The organism is Camelimonas fluminis (assembly GCF_014656355.1).
GTDB lineage: Bacteria > Pseudomonadota > Alphaproteobacteria > Rhizobiales > Beijerinckiaceae > Camelimonas > Camelimonas fluminis.
The window spans coordinates 1-7,244 of record NZ_BNCG01000072.1; the positions used below are offsets into that span (position 1 = coordinate 1).

The following is a 7,244-nucleotide window of genomic DNA, read 5'->3' on the forward strand; positions in this document are numbered from 1 at the left end:
AGATCCTCCTTAAATCACAACCTCAAATCTGTGCCATTGGCGCTGACGGCGGACAGTCGCAATCGATCGTGCCATCCGCACCGGCTTGCGCGGGCTTCGTGGTGATGTCTATCTCCATCGTTCCGGCGTCCCGCTCGAAGAGGCGGACCTGTCGATTGAATCTGACAATAGCTGATCGAGGTGGAGGGCGACGAGGGCCTCCAACCAATCTGGTCCCGGCCGAACCGGGACCAAGGCTCCGACCTGAGGGCTCTGCCGTAGGGCGGGGCTTTCAGCCCTTCCGGTGGCGAACGGCCGTCACTGGGGTGGTTTGCGGGTGTCGCGGGTGCTGATCACGCGGCCGCCGGAGATGGTCGCCAGCACCGGCACGTCGCGGATGGCGTTGGGCGCCACCGTCGCCGGGTCGTCGCCCAGCACCACGAAGTCGGCGAACTTGCCGGCCTCGATGCTGCCCACCTTCTCATCGACCCCGAGCGTGTAGGCGGCGTCGATGGTCACCATACGCAGGGCCTTGTTCACCGACACGCGCTCGGCCGGGCCGAGGACCTTGTTGGAGATGGCGCCGCGCCGGTTCACCGCGATCCACACCTCCTCCAGCGGACGCGGCGGGGCGACCGGCGTATCGGTGTGGAGCGATACCACGACGCCGGCGTCGGTCAGGGTCTTCAGGCGGGCGGCCGTATTGGCCCGGTCGACGCCGATCTCCGGCCCGTTCAGGTCGCCGCGGGCATAGACGTAATAGGGATTGATGCTCACCACGCCGCCCAGTGCCTTCACCCGCCGCGCCTGCTCGGGGGTGGAGATGCCAAAATGCTCGAAAGTGAAGCGGTGATCGAAGCGCGGCTTCTCCTTCTGCAGCGCGTCGAGTGCATCGATGGTGGCCTGGTTGCCGGCATTGCCGTTGGTATGCACGTGGATGTGGTAGTTCGCGTCCCACCACGGCTTCATACTGGTCACGAAATCCGACGGTTTATCGAACATGAAGACCCCGTGATATTTATCCGAATGGACGTAACCCGGGTTTTGCATCTCCATGCCGAAGCTCAGGAAGGAGTCGTCGGAGAAGAATTTGACACCCTCGAACATAAGCCTGTCGTTGCTGGCGTCGTGCAGCTTTTTCGCCTCGGCGGTGGCGTTGGCGCCGTAGGCCTTGACGAAGGAATCGGCCTCGACCACCACCACGAGCCGCTGGTTGGCGGCCTCGGTGTCGAAGGCGGTCTTCAGCACTTCATGCTCCAGCGGAATGTTGATGGCCCCGAATGCCAGCTCGGACATGGTGGTCACACCCGCCTGCTGGGCAAGGTCCGACAGATATTTGGCGTCCTTCACGGCGATCTGGGGTGTCAACAGCTGAGTGATGATCGGGGCGAGCACATACTGAGTGGGGAGTTCGCCGAGAAACTGCCCGTTGAGTTCACCGTCGGCCCCCAATCCGACGCCTGGGAATTTCATGGCGAGGTCCTTGGTGAGGCCCCGCTTCTTCATGGCCGCAGTGTTGGCGAAAACGAAGTGCTCGGACGCATCCCACACGAAGATCGGCTTCTCGGTGGAGATCTTGTCGAGCTCGGTCTTGTCGAGGTAGCCGCCCATTGGCACCACGTCGAAGCCAAAGGCAACCACGTCGGCGCTCGGGTCCTTGGAGGCGGCAACGTATTCCGCAAGTTTGGCGAGGGCCGCCCGCCGCGTCTTCACGCCGGGAAAGGCCGGTCCGTAGGGATTGGCCGTGGGGAAGTAGCTCAGCGGTGGACGCGTCAGTGCGGTGGCGCCGATGACGGGATGGGAATGGGCCTCCACGAAGCCCGGATAGATGACGCGGCTCTCGAACTGGCGGTCGATCTTGTGGGGGTACTTGTCGAGCCAGGGCTTCAGGTCCTGAAGCGTGCCCACCGAGAGTATCCTGCCGCCCTTCACCGCCACCGCAGTGGCCTCGGGCCAGCCGGGGTCCATGGTGACGATCTTGCTCGCGGTGAAGACCGTCACCATCCCGTCGTCGGACGGGGCGGCCGCAGGCTGGGCGGCGGCCGGCTGATCGCTCGATGTAGACTGCGCGAAAACCGGCAGCGGCCCTCCTGCCAGCACCAGAACAAGCGCCAGGGTCCCGAGAGAAACATTCCTCGTCATCACGCATCCCCCAATTGAATAAAATCGGTAATCGCTGGCTGATTTGGTAGCACGCGCGACCCATTCGTACTCACGAACGAGTTCAGAAAGCGCGGCGGCAGGTTGATGATCTGGTTCCGGCCAGGAATGGAACAGACGTTCTGCAAGACGGCAGCGAGAACCTGCAGATACGGGGCATCATGAAACTTATTATTGCCATTCATGATTGAAAAAGAGAGGCGCGCAAAGGTATCAAAATCGATATGCGCAGCCATGTTCAGATCCTTGCTATCACTGATAAACATGATCCTACATCTCCGATCCGGAATTGCCTTCAACAAGACGCGCGATAAACGCATCCAGCATCTCCTGTTCAGTGCTGGTCATCTTCCCGTCCGGCGGCGCCAGGTCCTCCGGCTCCATATACCTGCCAACCAGCGACAGCAGCGTGCCGGCAAGCGCCGAGACCTGGCTATGGCCGAGCTCACCAAGCGTTTCCACGACAAGGTGACCATCAACGATCACATTGTCCGCGTCGATGATGACGGGAGTGACCTGGCCAAACCGGCTCAGAATGTCTTTGGCCTTGCGCCGCTGACTCCGACCATGAACCCGCGGAGAACGGGTATAGGGTTTGAGATCCGCGATACTGCGCATCTCCTGAGTGATATCACCGTGCATCTACATGCCTCTGCATGCACCGCCAAGGACTACGGTCAGCCACTCCAAATTTGACCGCTTGCGTGAGCCCGTTAGCGACACCGCTGCAACAAGAATGGTAGCGGGCACGGGTGATAAGCTGTTTCCAAGATGTGCACGGACTGGCCGCAGCCCCTCCGACGCCGCCCGCTGCAAGCTGACAACACATTGATAAATATTACTTTTCCACAGACCTCGCGGCGGGTGAAACCCGATTTCGATGCCAGGATCGTCCGATGCGATCCAGCCGATGGCTCGCAGATGGCTCGCAGATGGCTCAAAAATCGTCAGAAAAATTTCATCTGCGACATTTTGCCACATGTCTGTCGTGTCGCTGGCGGCCGCGTTCTATTGCTCTCGCGACTGTCCGCATGCATGCGCAGGAGCACCTCTGGCCTGGAGATCGCACCCGCCACGTCTGTCCCAGGGCGTTGCTGACCGACGTGCTCTCCAGGACCAGCGACCAGACGGACCAGCACGCCCTCCTTTCCGGTCTCGTCCCTGATCGATATCAGCTTGAGGCCGGCATCGGAGACTATGAGGTGCGCGCCCTTGGAATCGAGCGCATAGGCTCGGGGGCGTCGCCGGGTTTCCACTCGTCCGGATCTTTGTCCCAGTGGCCGTACCGCGCGTTCATCTCGTCGGTGCGAGCCAAGAGGGCTGTCTTCGACCGCTCGATCTGCTTGGCATAGACCAGGATGTATTCGGTCGCGGTCGACATGCCCTTGTTATCCGACCGGGGTGAATAGCTCTTCTGCCAAGTGATGATACCGATCCGGTTGGCCTCGCCGAAGAGCTCGTCCATTAGTAGCCCTAGGCGATAGAGCTCGCGGTGAGCCATTGTGCGGGTCGGTGCAGGACAGCCGATGCCATGCGCCAGCGCGTCGTGGGCATTGGCAATGGAAACCCAGTGGATCTCGGCGGCGGCAAGATTTCCCGTCGGCACGGCGTCCGCCAGCCCGGAGCGTGGTTTCTCCTTAGCGCAGCGTGGCGAGGACTTTGCGCCGATATGCCCAACTTCTCTCCATCTCGCAGTCAATGCCACATCCAGCCGCTACCAAACGCAACGTGGATCCAAGTCGCTGTTAACACTGGACTTTGGCTGGTAACGAAGCAGTAGTGTGGGAGCGCCGTGAAAGGCCGGGCGCGGGCAAGCCACGGAACCTGACCGGTCCGGGGCTCGGGGCAGTGCAAGCGGGCGCATGTCGCGTCCCGCGCTTGGAGGCTCCAAATGACCCGTCGCACCCGTCCCACCCCCGCCCGGAACAGAGCCAACCCGGAGGCCATCGCCAGGAAAGCGATCAGGAGCGGAGAGAAAATCAGGGTTGCCGCACGTCAGGCCGTAGCAGCTGCCCCTTCCTCGATAGCCGACAGCAAGGGGCCGTCGGGCAAACTCGCATTGCTGCTCGAGCGGATCAGTCAGCCAGAAGGCAGCGCCATGACTGAACTTGTCGGAGTGACCGGCTGGCAGGCGCATACCATCCGCGCTGCCTTCAGCCGGCTCCGCCAGCGTGGCTTCATCATTGCGCTCGTGACCGTTGAGGACCGCAAGGTCTACCAACTCAATCCGGCGCGGAGCTGAACATGGCATTCCCCATGGTCCCCTCCGACGAAGAAATCGGGCCCCAGGGTCCATCATGCGACAGCTGTCCTGTCGATGACCGTGAGGCGGCGGAGGTCCGCCTGGAGCTGCCGGCCCGGCTTGAAGCGCTGGGAATGATGGACCGCGATGCCCTGATCGCCGAATGGAAACGCCAGTTCCGCGCGACGCCGCCCGATCGCATCCGCCGTGACCTCCTGGAGTTGGCTATCGCCTGGAAGCTTCAGGAGAGGGCCCTGGGGGGTCTTAAAAAGACCCTTGCTGCCGAACTGCGGAACCTGGCGGAAGATCTGGCCGCCACAGGCGACATCCGTCGGGCAAGAGCGCCGCGCCTGAAGGCCGGGGCGCGGCTGGTGCGGGAGTGGGGCGGCAATATCCACGAGGTGACCGTCACAGAGACGGGTTTCATCTGGAAAGGGGAAGTCTGGACATCGCTGTCGGCGATCGCAGGCGAGATCACTGGTGCGCGCTGGTCAGGCCCGCGTTTCTTCGGGCTCGCCACGGGGAGCAGGGCGGCTGGCCGGAGCAGGGCGCATCCTGATGCGAAGCAGGAAGGGAGCGGCGCGCATGCGTAAGGCGACCCGCGCTGCATCGCGAACCTCAACCGGATGCGCCGCAGTGGTCCGCTGCGCCATCTACACCCGCAAATCTTCCGAGGAGGGGTTGGAGCAGGATTTCAACTCCCTCGACGCCCAGCGGGAAGCATGTGAGGCTTATGTCGCCAGCCAGAAGGCGGAGGGCTGGATTGCCTTGCCCCGGATGTATGATGATGGCGGCTTCTCCGGGGGCACGATGGAACGCCCTGCGTTGCACCAGCTCCTGACCGATATCGGGGCAGGCAGCATTGACACGGTTGTTGTCTACAAGGTCGACCGTCTGACCCGCTCTCTCAGTGACTTCGCCAGGATCGTGGATGTGTTCGACGGGGCTGGCGTTTCCTTCGTCTCGGTGACCCAGTCATTCAATACGACAACGTCCATGGGACGGCTGACCCTCAACATGCTGCTGTCCTTTGCGCAGTTTGAGCGTGAAGTCACCGGGGAGCGCATCCGCGACAAGATCGCAGCTTCCAGGGCCAGGGGCATGTGGATGGGAGGCAGGCCACCGCTTGGCTATGAGGTCCGCGACCGCAAGCTGGAGATCGTGGAAGAGGAGGCCACGACAGTCCGACACATATTTGGACGATATGCAGAAACCGGGTCTGTTCTGGAATTGCGGGCAGAACTGGCGTCAGCGGGAATCACAGCAAAACGGCATGTATCCGCAACCGGCAATGTGACTGGTGGTGGATCGCTGGGCCGCGGCGCGCTCTATCGCCTGCTGCAGAGCCGGCTTTACCGCGGTGAAGTCAGCCACAAGGGGGCGGTTTATCCAGGCCAGCATGAGGCGATCGTTGATGAACCTCTCTGGGACAGGGTGCAGGCGGTGCTTGCCGGAAACAGGGTTGAGCGGGCGGTTCACGCCGACGCTGCTGTGCCCAGCCTGCTCGCAGGGCTGGTCCAGGATGGGGACGGCATCGCGCTCACCCCGACGCATGCGAACAAAAACGGCCGACGCTATCGCTATTACGTCAGTCGCGATCTGATTGCTGGAAGGAAGAGCGTGGGTGACCCGTCCGGGCATCGTCGGAGCGCCGCCCGCCGCATTCCGGCGAGGGATCTGGAAGGAATTGTCGAAACACGCATCATGGCGTTGCTGGAGGATGCGCCAGCCGTTGATGCGATCATCGCGCCCCGTGCGCGGGATGTGGAGGAACGGCGACGACTGGTTGCGCAGGCGGGTGATATCGCTCGTCACTGGCCCACGCTTTCGCCAGCGGAGAAAATCACCAATCTGCGTCAGCTGGTGCAGGTCATCACAGTCACGCCAGACGCCGTGCGCATCACGATCCACGCCGGCGCCATCCCTGCACTGGCCAGCGGGCAGGCGAGGCCGGAGGACGATGATGGCGAGATTCTCACGCTCCAGGTTGCAGCAACGCTGAAAAGGGTCGGGATGGAAATGCGGCATCTGGTTCATGCGCCTGATGGACCCCACAACCGGAAGCCGGACCGCAGTCTGCTGCGGCTTCTCGCCCGGGCCCAGAGGTTCCGTGATCTGGTGCTGAAAGGGGATGGCGCATCCCTGACAGCGCTTGCGGAAGCGAGCGGCGTGACGGGATCTTACTTCTCCCGTGTCGTGCGTCTGGGGTTCCTTGCACCTGACATCACCGCGGCGATCCTCGATGGTCGCCAGCCCGTTGAATTGACCGCAAAACGTCTGTCGCTCACCGCAGAGCTGCCCAACGACTGGCCAGGGCAACGTCGGGATCTGGGTTTCAGGTGACGTAGCAGCGACCGGCCAGACCCGTACTGCCTCTCATGCCCCGCCGATCTGGCGGGGTTTTGTTTTGGCAATGTGTTCCGGATTACGGGAGCAGCGAAAACCAGCCGCAAACCAAAACGTACCACCAAAGTGGCTTCGGGAGATATCTGCATGGAAAGGCGGGCCCGACTGGTACCGGAAGTGTCTCCGTCCCCGGATGCATGACCAGCGGTCGCGTAACCCTTTGAACCTCGCTCACAAAATGGCGGGCCCCGAAAATTGTGAAAAATCGTGTAAAATCAAGATTTTATGGCGGAGGGAGCGTCCTCGTAAGGTTCGTCCAGATATCTGAAAAATATAAGCATTTCCGCGTGACGCTCTGCCGGTCCCAGTATCGGCCCTAGCACGGAAAAATCATGTGGACTCGGTTGGACTTGGTCGGCGCACCTGCGCGTTTTCCAAACCGGCCGATCGCTGCGGAGTAAGCGGTGTCCCGGCGCCACCTTTCGCTCTGGGGTGCGAATGGTGATGCTCGAAGCGT

At 62.0% G+C, this 7,244-nt stretch carries 7 protein-coding genes; 3 read left to right on the forward strand and 4 right to left on the reverse strand.

Features of this window, described 5'->3' with window-relative positions:
• Nucleotides 1-297: 297 nt before the first annotated feature.
• From IE243_RS21640 to IE243_RS23655, 4 genes are all read right to left on the reverse strand, one after another.
• On the reverse strand, nucleotides 298-2,121 hold the full coding sequence (locus IE243_RS21640) for an amidohydrolase (protein ID WP_244643310.1): 1,824 nt from the start codon (nucleotides 2,119-2,121) through the stop codon (nucleotides 298-300).
• Nucleotides 2,121-2,405 (reverse strand): hypothetical protein, encoded by a 285-nt coding sequence (locus tag IE243_RS21645; protein ID WP_191321380.1) that lies wholly within the window; start codon nucleotides 2,403-2,405, stop codon nucleotides 2,121-2,123. Before IE243_RS21645 ends, IE243_RS21640 begins: the two co-directional genes overlap by 1 nt.
• 4 nt (nucleotides 2,406-2,409) lie before the next feature.
• A complete protein-coding gene (locus IE243_RS21650; RefSeq protein WP_191321381.1) occupies nucleotides 2,410-2,781 on the reverse strand; it encodes a ParB N-terminal domain-containing protein in 372 nt (123 codons plus the stop codon).
• A gap of 553 nt (nucleotides 2,782-3,334) precedes the next feature.
• A complete protein-coding gene (locus IE243_RS23655) occupies nucleotides 3,335-3,745 on the reverse strand; it encodes a hypothetical protein (RefSeq protein WP_191321382.1) in 411 nt (136 codons plus the stop codon).
• A 285-nt stretch (nucleotides 3,746-4,030) separates the two neighbouring features.
• Here IE243_RS23655 and IE243_RS21660 point away from each other — a divergent pair, with 285 nt between their 5' ends.
• Genes IE243_RS21660 through IE243_RS21670 form a run of 3 tightly spaced genes read left to right on the forward strand, consistent with a single transcriptional unit; the run spans nucleotide 4,031 to nucleotide 6,724 of the window.
• On the forward strand, nucleotides 4,031-4,381 hold the full coding sequence (locus tag IE243_RS21660; protein WP_191321383.1) for a DUF3489 domain-containing protein: 351 nt from the start codon (nucleotides 4,031-4,033) through the stop codon (nucleotides 4,379-4,381).
• Nucleotides 4,382-4,383: 2 nt separating this feature from the next.
• The gene (locus tag IE243_RS21665; protein ID WP_210319949.1) at nucleotides 4,384-4,974 is read left to right on the forward strand and encodes a DUF2924 domain-containing protein; all 591 of its coding nucleotides are present in this window, start codon (nucleotides 4,384-4,386) and stop codon (nucleotides 4,972-4,974) included.
• Complete coding sequence (locus IE243_RS21670; protein WP_191321384.1) at nucleotides 4,967-6,724, forward strand: recombinase family protein; 1,758 nt, start codon at nucleotides 4,967-4,969, stop codon at nucleotides 6,722-6,724. The genes IE243_RS21665 and IE243_RS21670 overlap by 8 nt, the downstream gene beginning before the upstream one ends.
• Nucleotides 6,725-7,244: the final 520 nt, after the last annotated feature.